The organism is Kitasatospora sp. NPDC017646, assembly GCF_044329365.1.
Taxonomy (GTDB): domain Bacteria; phylum Actinomycetota; class Actinomycetes; order Streptomycetales; family Streptomycetaceae; genus Kitasatospora.
In genome coordinates this window covers 328,579-341,926 of record NZ_JBIRJC010000002.1, presented here as the reverse complement: position 1 = coordinate 341,926, position 13,348 = coordinate 328,579, and the positions used below count along the sequence as shown (strand labels likewise).

Sequence of the window (13,348 nt, the reverse complement as noted above, 5' to 3'; positions counted from 1 at the left end):
TTCTGGTCGATCGGCCGGGGTCCGGGCGCACAATTGTTCCGGAGGCCCACCCGGCCCGCGCGTTGCCGGAACCGGGCGACGCCCGTCGGACGTTCACCCGGAGCGGCTTGTCCGGTCACCGGCCCGCCCGGCATGATCGACCCCAGCCCGTACCCACCGCCTTCCCCCGCATCCGGAGCACCCACAGATGACCTTCGCCGCCACGCCGCGCTCCCGCAGCGAGGACCGCCGGATCAGCCCGGTGTTCTGGGTGCTCCTCGCCACCCTGGGCACCTCCGCCTGGGCGGTGTACTCGGGCTACGGCAACGCCCGGTTCGGGGTGTTCCTGTTCGTGGTGTCGGGCTGGATGGTCTCCCTCTGCCTGCACGAGTACGCCCACGCGCGCACCGCGCTGCACGGCGGCGACATCACCGTCGGCGCCAAGGGCTACCTCACGCTCAACCCGCTGAAGTACACCAACGTGCTGCTCAGCTTCGTGCTGCCGATCGTCTTCGTGATCCTCGGCGGCATCGGCCTGCCCGGCGGCTCGGTGTGGATCGAGCGCCACCGGATCCAGGGCCGGCTCAAGCACAGCCTGATCTCGGCGGCCGGGCCGCTGGTGAACCTGGTGTTCGCGGCGGCGCTGCTGATTCCGGTCGGCGCCGGCTGGCTGGACGGCTCGGACGTGCACGCCTCCTGGTACGGCTACGAGCTCAACGTCTCGCCGTTCGCCTGCGCCCTCGGCTTCCTCGGCCTGCTCCAGCTCAGCGCGGCCGTGCTGAACCTGCTGCCGGTGCCCGGCCTGGACGGCTACGGGATCATCGAGCCCTGGCTCTCCGCCAAGACCCGGCGCTCGGTCGAGCCGTTCGCGCCGTACGGGATGCTCGCCGTGTTCGCGCTGCTGTGGCAGCCGGAGGTGAACTCGTTCTTCTTCGGCATCGTCCACGGCCTGATGAGCCTGTTCGGCGTGGACACCGACTACGCGACGGTCGGCCGGTACCTGTTCAGCTTCTGGAAGAGCTAGGCCAGGTCCTGGCCCTGCTCAGCCGCCTCCGCCAGCTTCGCCCGGCGCCGGTTCATCCACAGCACGTTGCTGGCCACGCCGGCCAGCGGCAGCCAGATCAGCCCGAGCCAGAAGCCCTCGACCACCGAGACCACGGCGGCCGCCAGCGCGAGGACGACGACGAGCAGGGCGAAGAGGGACGTGCGAGGCATGGCGAGGGGCTCCTAGGACCGGTACGGACGGCCGGGTGACGGCCGCCCCCCATTGTCGCCGACCTCACCTCCGGACGGTCCCAGGGGTGAGGTCGGCGCGGCGCTCCCGGATCACACGTCGGTGATCCGCAGGCCCGCGTGGGCCTTGTAACGGCGGTTGACCGAGATCAGGTTGGCCACCAGGGCCTCGACCTGGTGGGCGTTGCGCAGCCGGCCGGAGTAGATGCCGCGCATGCCGGGGATCAGGCCCGCCAGCGCCCGCACCACGTCGGTGGCGGCCCGGTCGTCACCGAGCACCATGACGTCGGTGTCGATCCGCTCCACCGTCTCGTCCTGGAGCAGCACCGCCGAGAGGTGGTGGAAGGCGGCGGTGACCCGGGAGTCCGGCAGCAGGGCGGCGGCCTGCTGGGCGGCGCTGCCCTCCTCCGGCTTCAGCGCGTAGGCACCCTGCTTGTCGAAGCCGAGCGGGTTGACGCAGTCGACGACGATCTTCCCGGCCAGTTCCTCGCGCAGCGCGGTCAGGGTGGCGGCGTGGCCGTCCCACGGGACCGCGACGATCACCACGTCGCTCTCCCGGGCGACGGTGGCGTTGTCGGCGCCGCGCACGCCGACGCCCAGCTCGGCGGCCGAGGCCTCGGCCCGGGCGCCGTCACGGGAGCCGATGATCACCTGCTGGCCGGCCTTGGCCAGCCGCAGGGCCAGGCCGCGCCCCTGGTCGCCGGTGCCGCCGAGGACGCCGACCACCAACTGCGAGACGTCCGGCAGCTCGTGGGCCGGGTTTGTCGCTGAATCGAGGGAAGTCATGGGCCGATCTTCCCAAACGGGAGGCCGGGCGCGACATCCTGGCCCGCATGGACGCTGTGAGAGTTTCGGCACTCCGGGAGCGCCTCACGGGCACCGGCTGGCTGGAGGCGGTCGGCGGCTTCGCCGGTTCGCTGCGGCGCTCGGTCGAACGGCGCGGGGCCGGCGAACTGCTGCTGGTCGGCACGGCGGCGTACGAGCCCTGGCACCTGGCCGCCCACCTGGAGGACGAGGCCGCCTGGTCGGCCGTCCCCCGACTGGCCCCCACCCTGCTGCGGCACCGCCCTCCCGCCGCCGCCCCGGCCCACCTGGCGCACGACCTGCGGCGGCTCACCGAGGCCCGGCGCGGCGCCACCGTGCTGGTGGTGGCCCCCGGGGCGGCGGGCGCCCCGCTGCTGGAGCGGGTGCGGGACGCCCGCCGGCACGGCGCGACCGTGCTCGCGCTGGACGGCGCCACCCCGGTCGCCGAGTCCCGCGGTGACCTCGCCGGCCTCGCGCACGAGCGCCTCGCCGTCGGCACCGCCGCCGAGGAGCCCTTCGACCTCGCCCAGCACCTGGTCAGCGCCGCCGCCGGGCAGCCGGTCGGCCGCCGCTCCGCCCTCGGCCGACTGGCCGAGCTCGCCGGGCGGCTGACCTCGGCGCCCTCGCTCAGCCGCTGGTGAAAAACCCTTTGCCGGCAGCCGAGTAGCCGCCCGAGGATGGTGGTTCGTGAACGATGACGAACCACCGCATACCGGTCGGCTACGCGCCTTGCTGCGCTCGCTGGCGCCCGACCTGTCCCCGTGGCGCGCCTCCCGCGACTTCCGCTACCTGTGGACCAGCGGCTGCGTCACCAGCTTCGGCAGCTTCCTGACGTACGTCGCCCTGCCGATGCAGATCAAGGAACTCACCGGTTCCTCCTTCGCGGTCGGCCTGATCGGCGCCGTCGAACTCGTTCCGCTGATCGTCTTCGGCCTCTGGGGCGGCGCCCTCGCCGACGCCCTGGACCGCCGCAAGCTGGTGCTGCGCTCCGAGGCCGCGCTCGGCCTGCTCGCCGGGCTGTTGCTGCTCAACGCCCTGCTGCCGCACCCGGTGCTCTGGCCGCTGTACCTGGTCGCCGCACTGGTCGCGGCCTGCGACGGCCTCCAGCGCCCGGCCCTGGACTCGCTGCTGCCGCGGATCGTCGCCCACCAGCACCTGACGGCCGCCTTCGCCCTCAAGTCGCTCTACCACAACGTCGCTTCGGTGGCCGGGCCGGCGCTGGCCGGTGTCGTGGTGGCCTTCTCCGGGGTGCGGACCGCGTACGCGCTGGACGTGCTGACCTTCGTCGTCTCACTGCTGCTGCTCGTCCGGATCAGGGCGGTCCCGCCGCCCACCGGCGCCGAACGCCCGTCCGTACGGGCCGTGCTCACCGGCGTGCGGTACGCGTGGAGCCGCAAGGATCTGCTCGGCACCTACGCGATCGACACCTGCGCCATGCTGTTCGCCTTCCCGGTGGCCGTCTTCCCTTTCCTGGCCTCGGAGTTGGGTGCGGGCTGGGCGCTCGGCCCGATGTACGCCGCCTCCGCCGTCGGCGGCCTGCTGGTCGGCGCGACCAGCGGCTGGACGTCCCGGGTGCACCGGCACGGCCGGCTGCTGGTGGTCGCCGCGGTCGGCTGGGGCGCGGCCATGACGCTGGCCGGCCTGGCCGGGAACGTCTGGCTGGTGCTGTTCGGACTGGCGCTGGCCGGCGGTGCGGACCAGGTCAGCGGGATCGCCCGCTCCACCATGTGGAACCAGTCCATCCCGGACCGGGTCCGCGGCCGGATGGCCGGCGTCGAGCTGCTCAGCTACTCCGTCGGCCCCCAGCTCGGACAGGTCCGGGCCGGCACCATGGCCGGCCTGATCGGGGTCCGCGCCGCCGTCTGGACCGGCGGCCTGGCCTGCATCGCCGCCGTCCTCGCCGTCGCCGCCGCCCTTCCCAGGCTGCTCGCCCACGACGACCGCACCGACCCCCACGCCGCAGCCGTCCGCGCCGCCCACGAACGCGCGGCACTGGACACCGCCCCCGCGGCGTGACCGGGCCGGAAGGCCTCACTCACCGCGGGCCGGCGTCCCCCGCATGACGTCCTCGGTGGGAACACCCGGCGAGGGGCCGGCCACGCGCTCGTCGATGGTCCGGTCGATCTCGCTCGCCCCGCACTCGTGGGGCCGCCGCACGACCTCCGCCGGCGAGCGGCGGCCCCGGCGTCCCGGCGCACGGCCACGGTGCTACTCGGCCCCCTCGTCCTTCGGCTTGTCGCTCCAGCGGGGGTCGTTCTGCCACTCGCGGTTGCGTTCGTCGGCGGTCTGGAGGGCGTGGGCGGCCTCGTCGGGGGTGGCGTAGGGGCCGAGGCGGTCCTTGGCGGGGCACTCGGGGCCCTCCTCGACCTTGCCGTGCTTGATGCAGTAGAACCACTCGCCGGGCCGGCCGGTCGGCTTGCGGTGGAATCCGAGGGGCATGGGGCTCTCCCGTCCGAAGATTGGGGTCGGTACCGATCATTCCCCGCGCCGGACCGGTCCGCACACCACCGGAGGACGACGGAGCCCGGCGGCTAGACTCGCCGCCATGGCTCTCGTACCCGGCATCCAGTCCCCCACCCGCAAGGTCCCGGCGCACATCGCGCGCCCCGAGTACGTCGGCAAGCCCGCGCCGACGCCGTACACCGGGCCCGAGGTGCAGACCGCCGAGACGATCGAGAAGATGCGGATCGCGGGCGGGATCGCCGCCCGGGCGATGGAGGAGGCGGCCAAGCTGATCGCCCCCGGCGTCACCACGGACGCACTGGACGCCGTCGCCCACGCCTACATGTGCGACCACGGCGCCTACCCGTCCGACCTGGGTTACCGCGGCTTCCCCAAGTCCGTCTGCACCTCCGTCAACGAGGTGATCTGCCACGGCATCCCGGACTCGACGGTTCTCCAGGACGGCGACATCGTCAACATCGACGCCACCGCGTACATCCACGGGGTGCACGGCGACCTCAACGCCACCTACCTGGTCGGGGACGTGGACGAGGAGTCGCGGCTGCTGGTCGAGCGCACCCGGGAGTCGCTCAACCGGGCGATCAAGGCCGTCAAGCCGGGCCGTCAGATCAACGTCATCGGACGGGTCATCGAGTCCTACGCCAAGCGCTTCGACTACGGCGTGGTGCGGGACTTCACCGGACACGGCATCAACACGTCGTTCCACTCCGGCCTGATCATCCCGCACTACGACAGCGAGCGGGCCACCGAGGTCATCAAGCCCGGCATGACCTTCACCATCGAGCCGATGCTCACCCTGGGCACCTACGACTACGAGATCTGGCCGGACGGCTGGACGGTCGTCACCAAGGACCGCAAGCGCACCGCCCAGTTCGAGCACACCCTGGTGGTCACGGCGGACGGCGCGGAGATCCTCACCCTGCCGTGAACCCTGCCGTGACCGCGGCCCGGCGCGCCCTTCGACTCGGGGCGCGCCGGAGGCGAGCGGGCGAGCAGCAGCGGATCAGCCGATCAGCCACTGCTCCTCGGCGACGGCGCCCACCTCGGTACAGGCGTCGGTGAGCACGTCCAGCACCCGCAGCGGGTCCGGCAGCGGCAGTTCGGGCCCGCGCAGCCACCGCACCCGGGAGCCGTCCGGCAGCGCGGCCGGCGGGAGCAGGGTGTACGAGCCGCGGCAGTGCCAGCGCAGGCCGGGGTGCTCGGACATGGTGTCGGGCGTCGAGTCGAGGGCGCTGTCCCACCACTCGTCCTCGTCCTGCGGGGTGCCGCGGGTGGCGGTGAAGAACAGGTAGCGGTCCTCGCCGACGGCGGCGACCGGGCCGTCGACGCCCAGCGCGGTCAGCCGCTCCAGGGCCAGCCGGCCGGCCTCGGCCGGGACGTCCAGCACGTCGTGCACCCGCCCGGTGGCGGTGACGAAGTTGGCCTGCGGATCGCGGGAGAGCCAGCGGGAGAGCTGCTCGGGGTCGGTGGTCGCCTGGGTCTGCCAGGCGAAGGAGACCGGGTGCTGGGCCGGGGCCGGGCAGGCCACCCGGTCACAGGAGCACCGGTAGCCGGCCGGGTGGGCGGCGGGTGCGAGGGGGAATCCGGCGCGTACGGCGCCGAGCAGCTGGTCCAGTCTGGCGGCCGGGTCCGCACCTTCGGGGCGGGCCCGCTGTCGGTCACGCTTCTGCCACCAGGTCGTCCACCTGCTGCCGGCTTCCATCGGGCCCCTTCCGCGCAACTGCCGTGCCTGGTGCGACACAGCGTTCGACGTACCACTCCGACGCAACGCACAGCGCCCCCCGCTGCTTCCCGGGGCGGTGCTCGGCCCTGCTGTCCGCGCCCTGCCGACCGCGGCCCGGGGTCACCGGACGGCCGACGCCCGGGTCTCGGTACGCCTGTCGCGGCAGCACGCTGTCCGCGCCGGTGACGGCCGGAGGGCGCGCTGACTCGCGCCTCGCCCGGCCCGTACGGGGCCCGCTGACCCGGGGTGGACCCCGAGGGCGTACAGGAAGGATAAGGGTGCGCGGGGCCTCCCGATGACCGGGGGCGGTGCCTCCCCGGTCACACCCCGGGCACCGCGCCCTCACCGGGCCTCCGCCGCGGGGTGCTCCCGGCGTGGCCGCCGCGTGGAGGTGAGACCCTGGAGGGGTGAAGAGCGCGGACACCGAATTCGTCGGCGGCCCCCTGGACGGGAAGGTCCTCCCGATCCCGCTGGGGCCGATGCTCGGCGTACCCAAGAAGTACAAGGTCCCGGTCCCCGCGCACGGCGGCTCCCCCGCGCGCACGCTGGTGTACGTCCGGAGCAAGCAGGTGCGGGGGCTCAGCTGGTTCTGGCGCTACGAGTACGACGAGGCGGCCTCCGGCTGACGGTCCGCCCGCCCGTTCCCCCTTCGCCTCCCCGGGAGGTCGCCATGGCCAGGACGGTCCGGCACCCGGTACGGCACCACAGGAGCCGCGCTCAGGCGGCCGCCCACCACAACCGGCAGGTCGCCGGGGTGACGGGGGTGCTGCTGGTGGTGGTGTCCCTCTACTCCGTGACGATCGGCCCGGACGGCTGGCTCTGGTTCGGGTGGGCGGTGCTGCTGCTCGCCTGCGTGGCCCTGTTCGTGGTCCGCCCCTGAGCGGCCGCACCGCCCCGTCCACCGCTTCACCGGTGGACCCGCGGCCCCCAGGCCGGTCAGTCATCCTCGGCGAGGATGAGGTACAGCTTCTTGCGGGCCTCGGTCAGCACCGCGAGGCCCTTGGCGCGCTGCGCCTCGGTGCCCGTGCGCATCACCTGCTGGACCGCCTGGTCGACCGCGGCCAGCGCCTGGCCGACCTCCTGGACGGCCTCCCAGTCGACCTCGCGGCCGGCCTCCGCCCACGGCTCCGCGGGCCCGGCCTCGGCCGCGGCCCGGCCCGCCTCGGTGAGCGAGACCAGCCGCTTGCCGCCGACCTCCTCCGCGGTGATCAGGCCCTCCTCCTCCAGCAGTTGGAGGTTGGGGTAGATCGAGCCCGGGCTGGGCCGCCAGGCCCCGTTGGTCCGCTCGGTGATCTCGGCGATCATCTCGTAGCCGTGCATCGGCCGCTCCTTGAGCAGTGCCAGCAGCGCGGCCCGGACGTCACCGCGCCGGGCCCGGCCGCCGCGCCGCCCGTGCGGACCGCCGCGCCGACCGCCGTGCCCGCCGAAGCCGTGCCCGAACGGGCCGCCCATCGGCCGGCCGGGGCCGCCGCCGCCGAACGGCGGGCCGAAGCCGCCGAAGGCCGGCCGCCCCTCGAAGCCCTCCCCGGGCATCCCCCGGAACTCCGGGCCCGGCCCGCGGCGTCGTCCGCCGCCGCGCGGGTCCTCTCCCCGAAATCGCATTCCTGAGCGCACCGCGCCCACCTCCTTGAGGTTCCGTTTTCTTCTCCGAGCCAGTCGAGTCACTGTCTCGATAGTTCGACGATATATCGGCGACTGTTGTTCGTCAACGGATTCCGACACGGCTCCACCGGACGGCACGGGCGGCGGGCGAGCGGATACGGTGACGGGCATGGCCGGTGAACGAGACCTTGCGACCCTGCTGCGCGGGATGCGCCCGCAGCTCAACCCGGGGCGGTACGTCTACTGCACCCTCCCCGCGAGGGTGCCCGCCGGGATGCGGCCGGTGGTGACCGTCGCCGAACCCGAAGGGGTGACGGTGGTGGTGGCCCAGGAGGAGGCGGACGCCCTCGGGCTGCGCTACGAGTACGTGGCGGCCTGGATCACCCTGCGGATCCACTCCGCGCTGGAGGCCGTCGGACTGACCGCGGCCGTGGCCGGACGGCTCGCCGAGGAGGGGATCAGCTGCAACGTGGTGGCCGGCTTCCACCACGACCACCTGTTCGTCGCCGCCGACGACGCCGACCGCGCCGTCCGGGCACTGGAGGAGCTCTCCGCCCGCTCCGCCTGACGGTCCCGCCGGGTGGCCGCCGACGACCGGCCCTTCGACACTGGAAGGGAGCCGCCCCGCCAGGGCCGGCCCCACCGGAAGGAGACGGCCGCCATGGCCACCTGCGTCACCTGCGGCAACGACTACTGGCTCGCCTTCGAGATCAAGACGGTCACCGGCGACACCTACACCTTCGACAGCTTCGAGTGCGCGATGGAGAAGCTCGCCCCCCGCTGCGAACAGTGCAACGTCCGCATCGTCGGCCACGGCGTCGAGGTGGCCGGAATGTTCTTCTGCTGCGCCAACTGCGCCCGCATCAACAGCGACCTCGGCGAACAGATCCGCGACGCCGTCGGCGCCCACCCGGCCTAACCCGCCCGGCCACGCCCCTGAACGTCCGAAGGCCCTCCCACCCGTGCTCGGGTCGGAGGGCCTTCGGATGACCAGGGGCGGAAGAGGCGGCCTGTACGCCGGGTTCTGTCACCCGGGTTGCTTGCGCGGCCCGGGGAGACGGCCATCCATCTAGGGCTGCCGTTGCCGACAGCCTCGTGCGGTCTACCCGCGAGCTCGGGCGAGCAGCCCTCGAACACTCGCGCACGGCGCCCGGAGGCACCGATCTTGACCTTGCTCCAGGTGGGGTTTACCTAGCCGGCCGGGTCACCCCGGTCGCTGGTGGTCTCTTACACCACCGTTTCACCCTTACCCACGCGCCTGAGCGGTGGGCGGTCTGTTTTCTGTGGCACTGTCCCGCGGGTCACCCCGGGTGGGCGTTACCCACCACCCTGCTCTGTGGAGCCCGGACGTTCCTCGGCGGGTCAGGGACCCGTCGCGACCGCCCGGCCGGCTCTTCCGCCGTAGTGGTCATGGTAGCCGCTCGGGCGGGACCTCCCGAACACCGGACCGGGCCACCGGGGGCTCGGCGCCGAGGCGGGCGGCCACCCGGGCGGCGGTGCCGGTGGCCCAGGCACCGGTGGTGAGGAGGCCGAGGACGAGGACCGCGCCGCCCAGGCCCACCAGGATCCACCAGCCGGCGTGACTGGCCGGCGCGAAGCCGGTGGCCATCGGACCGACCACGGCCGAGGTGACGACCGTACCGATCACCGCGACCCCCAGGGACTGGCCGACCTGGCGGCTGGTCGAGGCGACGGCGGCGGCCACGCCCGCCTGGGAACGCGGCATGCCGGAGACCGCCGCGTTGGTGATCGGGGCGTTGACCAGGCCGAAGCCGAACCCGAACAGCGCGTACGCGACCAGCAGCAGTGCGGCCGGGGAGTCCGCGGTCAGCCGGGTGAGCAGCAGGCCGCTCGCGGCCATGCCGAGCCCGGCCACCACCAGCGGCAGGCGCGGCCCCCGGCTGCCGACGATCCGTCCGGACAGCGGCGCGCAGACCAGCATCATCCCGGCCATCGGCAGCGTCCACAGACCGGCCTCGACCGGGCCGTAGTGCCGGACGTCCTGGAGGTAGAGGGTGTTGAGGAAGAGGAAGCCGCCGAGTCCGGCGAAGGCGCAGACCGCGGTGACGGTGGCTCCGGTGAAGGGCGCGCTGGCGAAGAACCGCGGGTCCACCAGCGGCTCGGCGACCCGCCGCTCCCAGAGCGGGAAGGCGATCAGTGCGGCCACCGCGGCCGCGGCGAGGGCGAGGATCAGCGGGGAGGTCCAGCCGTTGCCCGGGCCCTCGATGATCGCGGCGGTGCCGCAGCCGAGCAGCACGATCATCAGCAGCTGCCCCACCGGGTCGAGCCGACGCGGCCGCGGCGCACGCGACTCGGGAACGTAACGGGCGGTCAGCAGTATGGCGATCAGGGCCACCGGGACGTTGATCAGGAAGATCGAAGGCCAGCCCGCTCCGTCCACCAGGAAGCCGCCGAGCAGCGGGCCGAGCGCCATCGAGATGCCGACCACGCCGCCCCAGACGCCGATCGCCCGGGCCCGCTCCTTCGGGTCGGTGAAGGTGTTGGTGATGATCGACATCGCCACCGGGTTGAGCATCGAGCCGCCCACCGCCTGCAGCGCCCGGAAGGCCACCAGCCACTCCAGGCTCGGCGCCAGGCTGCACAGCAGCGAGCCGAGCGCGAAGCAGGTCAGCCCGATCTGGAACACCCGGCGGCGGCCGAAGCGGTCGGCCACCGAGCCGAACAGCATCAGCAGCGAGGCCAGCACCAGGGTGTAGGCGTCGATGATCCACTGGAGACCGGAGGCCGGGGCGTCCAGGTCCTTCTGGATCACCGGCAGCGCGATGTTCACCACGGTGTTGTCCAGGCCGACGATGAACAGGCTCAGGCAGCAGATCGCGAGGACGAGCAGACGGCGGCGCCGTCCGGTGTCGGGGACGCGGGCGGCGGTGGGGGCGGGGGGATGAGGATCGGGCACGGACCGATCCTCCCACCCCCGGGGCGGGGGCGGGGTGGAACGACGGACCGTCCGGGTGTCCGGGCGGCGGCCTCGACGCGTGGTTCTCGGCGGGGCATGCAGGCCGGCGCAGGGCGGAACCGGGTGAGTGCGGACGGAGGACCGCGGCGGACGCGCCGGAGCCCCGTCCTCGGTCTCAGCGCCCCAGGAGGGCCCTGAGGTCCTCGGCGGCGAGGGCGATCGCGTCGTCGTAGCCGCCGGTGGCGAGGCGCAGCACGAAGGCCACGGCGTCGTCCGGGTGCGGGTCGGTGTACGGCTCACCGTTGTAGTCCAGGAACAGCAGCATCGCCTCGAAGGCGGTGCGCTTGTTCCGGTCCACGAGCGGGTGGTTGCGGGACAGGCTCTGCCCGAGGGCGGCCGCCTTGGACCACAGGTCGGGGTAGGCGTCGGAGCCGAACAGGCTGGCCTGCGGACGGGCGATCGCCGAGAGCAGGCCACCGAGGTCGCGGACGTTCTGTGGGGAACGCCGGACATTCCCACCGAATTGCCACCGGGCCTCCGGCCTCAGTCCCCTTCCGAGGGCCGCTCCGGCGGTGGGGGCGGTCGCAGTAGGGTGGCGTGGTCCGCCCGCCACGAAGTGTTGAGGAGTCCGCTGTGCTGGTGCTGTTGCCGCCCTCGGAGGGCAAGGCCGCGTCCGGGGACGGCGAGCCGGTCGCGCTCGAACGGCTGTCGCTGCCGGGGCTGACGGCGGCGCGCGGCGCGGTGCTGGACGCGCTGGTCAGGCTGTGCCGGGGCGACGAGGACACCGCCGCCGAGGTGCTCGGCCTCACTCCCGGCCTGCGCGGGGAGATCGCCAAGAACGCCGGCCTGCCCACCGCCGGGGCCCGTCCGGCCGCCGAGGTGTACACCGGGGTGCTGTTCGACAACCTGGGCCTGGCCACCCTGGACACCGCCGTGTACGACCGCGCCGAGCGCTCGCTGCTGGTGTTCTCCGGTCTGTGGGGCGCCGTGCGGATCTCCGACCACATCCCGTCCTACCGCTGCTCGATGGGCGTGAAGCTCCCGGCGCTGGGGGCGCTCGGCGCGTACTGGCGGAGCGCGACGGCCTCCGTGCTCCCCGAGGTGGCGGACGGCCTGGTGCTGGACCTGCGCAGCTCCGCGTACGCGGCGGCCTGGAGGCCGGCCGGCGAGGTGGCCTCCCGCACCGCGACCGTCCGGGTGCTCCAGGAGCGGGACGGCAAGCGCACGGTGGTCAGCCACTTCAACAAGGCGACCAAGGGACGGATCGTCCGGGACCTGCTGGTCGCCGGGGCCGAGCCGAAGACGCCGGCCGAGCTGATGGACGCGCTGCTGGCGCTGGGCCACCACGTCGAGCTGGCCGCGGAGGGCACGGCCCGCAAGCCGTGGCAGCTGGACGTGGTGGTCACCGAGGTGCACTGACCCTGCCGGCGGGGGTTCAGCGCAGGTGCGAGCCGTCGTTGAGCAGCCGCAGCGAGGCGTTGCCGTCGGCGTAGTACTGGACGGCGCAGAGCGAGGCGGCGGACAGCTCCATCCGGTACATCGAGTCCGGCGGCGCGCCGAGGGCGAGCCGGACCAGCGTCTTGATCGGGCTGACGTGCGAGACCACCAGCACCGTCTTCCCCGGGTACCGGGCGAGGATCCTGTCCCGGGCGGCGCCGGCCCGGTGGGTGAGGGTGGTGAAGCTCTCGCCGCTGCCGGTCGGCTTGGCCTTGGCGGAGCCGAGCCAGGCCGACAGGTCGTCCGGGTAGCGCTCCTGCACCTCGGCGAAGGTCAGCCCCTCCCAGGCGCCGAAGTCGACCTCGCGCAGCCCGTCCTCGTACCGGACCTCCAGCCCGAGCCGGGCGGCGACGATCTCGGCGGTCTGCCGGGTGCGGCGCATCGGGGAGGCGACGACCGCCTGGACGCTGCCGCGCGCGGCCAGCGCCTCGGCGGCCCGCTCGGCCTGCCAGCGGCCCTTGTCGGACAGCTCCGGGTCGGTGCCGCCGCTGCCGGAGAAGCGCTTCTCCGGGGTGAGCGGGGTCTCGCCGTGGCGCAGCAGGACGAAGGTCGTCGGGGTGCCGAGGTCGGCGGGGGCGGCCCAGCCGACCCTGGGGGCGCCGGCGGCGCCGGGGGCGCGCTTCTCCGGGGGCGGCTCGGCCACGAGGGCGCCGACGACGTCGACGGGCTCGGCGGCCTCGACGGCCTCGGCGGCCCTGCGGGGCTCCCACTGGCGGCCGTCGCGGCCCGCGTCCATCGCCTCGTTGGCCAGCCGGTCGGCCTCCTTGTTCCGCTCGCGCGGGATCCAGGTGTACGTGACCCGGCCGCGCGGGAAGACCGCGCGCGCCTCGGCGGCGAGCGGCTGCATGTCGGGGTGCTTGATCCTCCAGCGCCCGGACATCTGCTCGACGACCAGCTTCGAGTCCATCCGGACGTCCACGGAGGCGTCCGGGTCGAGCTCGCGGGCCGCCCTGAGTCCGGCGATCAGGCCCCGGTACTCCGCCACGTTGTTGGTGGCGTGGCCGATGAACTCGGCGGCCTCCGCGACGAGCTGCCCGGTGTCGCCGTCCCGGACCACGGCGCCGTAGCCGGCCGGCCCCGGGTTGCCCCGGGACCCGCCGTCCGCCTCGACGATGAAGCGCGCCGCCACC

At 73.8% G+C, this 13,348-nt stretch carries 17 protein-coding genes and 1 other RNA gene; 9 read left to right on the top strand and 9 right to left on the bottom strand.

Annotated features, from left to right (window positions below; translation table 11 throughout):
- The first annotated feature begins 187 nt into the window (after window positions 1-187).
- Window positions 188-1,003 carry a site-2 protease family protein gene (locus ACH4J0_RS04665; RefSeq protein WP_396236223.1) on the top strand — a complete coding sequence of 272 codons (816 nt, stop codon included), beginning with the start codon at window positions 188-190 and terminating at the stop codon, window positions 1,001-1,003.
- Here the strand turns inward: ACH4J0_RS04665 and ACH4J0_RS04660 are convergent.
- Together ACH4J0_RS04660 and npdG are read right to left on the bottom strand one after the other, a co-directional pair.
- The gene (locus tag ACH4J0_RS04660) at window positions 1,000-1,194 is read right to left on the bottom strand and encodes a hypothetical protein (RefSeq protein WP_396236222.1); all 195 of its coding nucleotides are present in this window, start codon (window positions 1,192-1,194) and stop codon (window positions 1,000-1,002) included. The genes ACH4J0_RS04665 and ACH4J0_RS04660 overlap by 4 nt on opposite strands.
- Before the next feature lie 111 nt (window positions 1,195-1,305).
- Window positions 1,306-1,998, bottom strand: coding sequence for an NADPH-dependent F420 reductase (npdG, locus tag ACH4J0_RS04655; RefSeq protein WP_396236221.1), 693 nt, complete (start codon window positions 1,996-1,998; stop codon window positions 1,306-1,308).
- 47 nt (window positions 1,999-2,045) lie between these two features.
- Between npdG and ACH4J0_RS04650 the strand changes: the two genes are divergently transcribed.
- The gene (locus ACH4J0_RS04650; protein WP_396236220.1) at window positions 2,046-2,657 is read left to right on the top strand and encodes a hypothetical protein; all 612 of its coding nucleotides are present in this window, start codon (window positions 2,046-2,048) and stop codon (window positions 2,655-2,657) included.
- A 46-nt stretch (window positions 2,658-2,703) separates the two neighbouring features.
- Entirely contained in the window at window positions 2,704-4,032 is a 1,329-nt protein-coding gene (locus ACH4J0_RS04645) for an MFS transporter (protein ID WP_396236219.1), read from the top strand.
- 192 nt (window positions 4,033-4,224) lie between these two features.
- Here the strand turns inward: ACH4J0_RS04645 and ACH4J0_RS04640 are convergent, their stop codons facing one another.
- Window positions 4,225-4,455, bottom strand: a complete 231-nt coding sequence (locus ACH4J0_RS04640; protein WP_396236218.1) for a hypothetical protein — start codon at window positions 4,453-4,455, stop codon at window positions 4,225-4,227.
- A 106-nt stretch (window positions 4,456-4,561) separates the two neighbouring features.
- Here ACH4J0_RS04640 and map point away from each other — a divergent pair, with 106 nt between their 5' ends.
- A complete protein-coding gene (map, locus tag ACH4J0_RS04635; RefSeq protein WP_396236217.1) occupies window positions 4,562-5,407 on the top strand; it encodes a type I methionyl aminopeptidase in 846 nt (281 codons plus the stop codon).
- A gap of 75 nt (window positions 5,408-5,482) precedes the next feature.
- Here the strand turns inward: map and ACH4J0_RS04630 are convergent, their stop codons facing one another.
- A complete protein-coding gene (locus tag ACH4J0_RS04630; RefSeq protein WP_396236216.1) occupies window positions 5,483-6,181 on the bottom strand; it encodes a bifunctional DNA primase/polymerase in 699 nt (232 codons plus the stop codon).
- Between the two features lie 428 nt (window positions 6,182-6,609).
- On the opposite strand from ACH4J0_RS04630, the gene ACH4J0_RS04625 reads away from it, so the two are divergent.
- Window positions 6,610-6,828 carry a hypothetical protein gene (locus ACH4J0_RS04625; protein ID WP_396236215.1) on the top strand — a complete coding sequence of 73 codons (219 nt, stop codon included), beginning with the start codon at window positions 6,610-6,612 and terminating at the stop codon, window positions 6,826-6,828.
- 44 nt (window positions 6,829-6,872) lie between these two features.
- Window positions 6,873-7,082, top strand: a complete 210-nt coding sequence (locus tag ACH4J0_RS04620) for a hypothetical protein (protein ID WP_396236214.1) — start codon at window positions 6,873-6,875, stop codon at window positions 7,080-7,082.
- A 56-nt stretch (window positions 7,083-7,138) separates the two neighbouring features.
- On the opposite strand, the gene ACH4J0_RS04615 is transcribed toward ACH4J0_RS04620, so the two are convergent.
- Window positions 7,139-7,804, bottom strand: a complete 666-nt coding sequence (locus tag ACH4J0_RS04615) for a PadR family transcriptional regulator (RefSeq protein WP_396236213.1) — start codon at window positions 7,802-7,804, stop codon at window positions 7,139-7,141.
- Window positions 7,805-7,973: 169 nt separating this feature from the next.
- Here ACH4J0_RS04615 and ACH4J0_RS04610 point away from each other — a divergent pair, with 169 nt between their 5' ends.
- Window positions 7,974-8,372 (top strand): ACT domain-containing protein, encoded by a 399-nt coding sequence (locus ACH4J0_RS04610; protein ID WP_396236212.1) that lies wholly within the window; start codon window positions 7,974-7,976, stop codon window positions 8,370-8,372.
- A gap of 93 nt (window positions 8,373-8,465) precedes the next feature.
- Window positions 8,466-8,723: a Prokaryotic metallothionein gene (locus tag ACH4J0_RS04605; RefSeq protein WP_396236211.1), complete on the top strand. Its 258-nt coding sequence runs from the start codon at window positions 8,466-8,468 to the stop codon at window positions 8,721-8,723.
- 78 nt (window positions 8,724-8,801) lie between these two features.
- Here ACH4J0_RS04605 and rnpB read toward each other — a convergent pair.
- From rnpB to ACH4J0_RS04590, 3 genes are all read right to left on the bottom strand, one after another.
- Window positions 8,802-9,199: RNase P RNA component class A (gene rnpB / locus ACH4J0_RS04600), an RNA gene on the bottom strand.
- Window positions 9,200-9,212: 13 nt separating this feature from the next.
- Window positions 9,213-10,721 carry an MFS transporter gene (locus ACH4J0_RS04595; protein WP_396236210.1) on the bottom strand — a complete coding sequence of 503 codons (1,509 nt, stop codon included), beginning with the start codon at window positions 10,719-10,721 and terminating at the stop codon, window positions 9,213-9,215.
- Between the two features lie 175 nt (window positions 10,722-10,896).
- Window positions 10,897-11,334: a type II toxin-antitoxin system death-on-curing family toxin gene (locus tag ACH4J0_RS04590; protein WP_396236209.1), complete on the bottom strand. Its 438-nt coding sequence runs from the start codon at window positions 11,332-11,334 to the stop codon at window positions 10,897-10,899.
- A gap of 20 nt (window positions 11,335-11,354) precedes the next feature.
- Here ACH4J0_RS04590 and yaaA point away from each other — a divergent pair, with 20 nt between their 5' ends.
- Complete coding sequence (gene yaaA, locus ACH4J0_RS04585) at window positions 11,355-12,140, top strand: peroxide stress protein YaaA (RefSeq protein WP_396236208.1); 786 nt, start codon at window positions 11,355-11,357, stop codon at window positions 12,138-12,140.
- A 16-nt stretch (window positions 12,141-12,156) separates the two neighbouring features.
- On the opposite strand, the gene ACH4J0_RS04580 is transcribed toward yaaA, so the two are convergent.
- Window positions 12,157-13,347: a bifunctional RNase H/acid phosphatase gene (locus ACH4J0_RS04580; protein WP_396236207.1), complete on the bottom strand. Its 1,191-nt coding sequence runs from the start codon at window positions 13,345-13,347 to the stop codon at window positions 12,157-12,159.
- Window position 13,348: the final 1 nt, after the last annotated feature.